1 protein-coding gene and 1 pseudogene are annotated in these 1,975 nt (G+C 75.5%); one reads left to right on the forward strand and one right to left on the reverse strand.

Going from position 1 to position 1,975, the window contains the following annotated elements; all coding sequences use genetic code 11:
- Window positions 1–1,291, reverse strand: a 1,291-nt coding sequence (locus tag ADK60_RS21220; RefSeq protein ID WP_107094681.1) for an MFS transporter, incomplete at its 3' end; no start/stop codon positions are given.
- 204 nt (window positions 1,292–1,495) lie between these two features.
- Between ADK60_RS21220 and ADK60_RS21225 the strand changes: the two are divergent.
- A pseudogene (locus ADK60_RS21225) lies at window positions 1,496–1,975 on the forward strand (hypothetical protein); the annotation flags it as partial.

The raw sequence follows: 1,975 nt of genomic DNA on the forward strand, positions 1-1,975 counted from the left end.
CCGCCTCCCCCTCCCAGCCCCGGCAGCGCACGGCGCGCACCGCCAGCACCGCCGCCGCGGCCAGCAGCTGCCACCCCGCGCCGAAGGCCAGCACGGCCGCCACCCCCACCCGGTCGGCCAGCGGACCGGCCGCCGCCAGGCCCAGCGGCCCCAGCACGAACGCGCCCAGCCCGCCGAACGCCGTCACCCGCGCCAGCACCTCGGCCGGCACCCAGCGCTGCAGCGTGGACTCGTACAGCGAGCCGCAGACCGCCGAACCGGACCCCGCCACCAACGCCGCCGCGACCGTCCAGCCCAGCGGCAGCCCCGCCGCGAGCGAGGCCGAGGGCAGCGCCCAGCCGAGGGTCGCCACCGTCGCCACCGCGAGCGGCCGCCCGGGCCGGCGCCCGAGCATCAACAGCCCGCCCAGCACCGCCCCGACCCCGTACACGCCCATCACCAGGCCCCAGGCCCGCGCCCCGCCCAGCTCCCGCTGCGCGGTCAGCGGGCCGAGCACCAGGAACGGCGCCCAGACCAGCAGGTTGAACAGCCCCATCTGCACGGTGGTCACCCAGAGCCAGCGCCGGGAGCGGAACGCGCTCCAGCCGTTGCGGAGATCGGCCGGCATCGAGTCCTCGCGGTCGCCCGCCCCCGCCTTCGCCCCTGCCCTTTCCCTTTCACCCGGCGGCGCGACGGACAGCCGGGCCAGCGCGAGCGCGCCGACCCCGTAGGTCACCGCGTCGATCACCAGCACCGCCCCCGGCCCGTACCCCGCCGTGATCACGCCGGCGAGCGCCGGGCCGGCCACCGTCGACACCGAACGCGCCAGCCCCAGCAAGGTGTTGGCGTCCGGCAGCTGCTCCTCCCGACGGACCAGCGTGGGCACCAGCGCGCCCAGCGAGGGCAGGAACACCCCCTCGCCCAGGCCCCAGACGGCGACCAGCGCCACCATCACCCAGAGCCGCGCGTGCCCGGTGAGCAGCAGCACCGCGAAGGCGCCCTGCACCGCGCAGCGCAGCACCTCCGCGGCGAGCATCACCCGACGGCTGCCCAGCCGGTCGGCGACCACCCCGCCGAACAGCATCACCAGCACGATCGGCAGGATCCGGGCGGCCATCACCCAGCCCAGCTCCGTCCCGCCGCCCCCGTCGCCGAGCACGGCGAAGGCCACCGCCACGGGCGCCATGGAGGAGCCGACCAGCGAGGTCGCGTAGCCGACGAAGAACCACCTGAAGTCGCGTTCGCCCAGCACGGCCGGACGGCCGGGAAGCCGTCGACGGCGGGCCGGGAATCGTTCCGTCTCCCCTGTCATGGGCGCCCAGTCTGCCCACCCGCGGAAGCGGCCGACAAGGCTTTCCGAAGAAAAGGTTGAGCCTTTTCGTATCAATTTCCGACCGCGAACCAACTATCGCAGTAAACGGCGCCAAAAACGGCTTTCACCTGCTGTTTACTGCGCCTGACGCTATCCTTCCGAGGAGCGCACCAGCCTCGTTTACTGCGGAAAGCAGGTATCGGCATGGACTCCCCGACCCCGGTCGAGTACGCGGTCGCCGTCGAGCGCTACCTGGCCGCCGCCGGACTCGGCGACAGCTCCCGCCGCGTCTACCGGATCGCCCTGGACACCTGGGCCTGGGCGCTCGCCGACCGCCCCGTCCCGGCCGGACCGGCACGGCGCCGCGCCCGGCCGCCCGTCCTGCCGCTCGCCCTGCTCGACCACCCCTCGGCCGCCGACCGGCTGCGGACCGCCGTCGACCGCCGTTGCACCGGGACCGACCCGCGCACCCTCAACCGCGAACTGTCCACCCTGCGCGCCGCCCTCGCCTGGTGGCGGGCCCGGGGCTGGATCAGCACCGACCCCGCCGACGGCCTGCGGCCCCTCCCGCTCCCCGCCCCCGGCACCGGCCCCGCCCCCCTCACCCCCGAGCAGCTGCGCGCCCTGTTCGCCCTCCGCGTCCCGCTCCGCGAGCAGCTCCTCTGGCGCTTCCTCCACGAGAGC

The organism is Streptomyces sp. XY431, from assembly GCF_001279805.1.
Classification (GTDB): Bacteria; Actinomycetota; Actinomycetes; order Streptomycetales; family Streptomycetaceae; genus Kitasatospora; species Kitasatospora purpeofusca.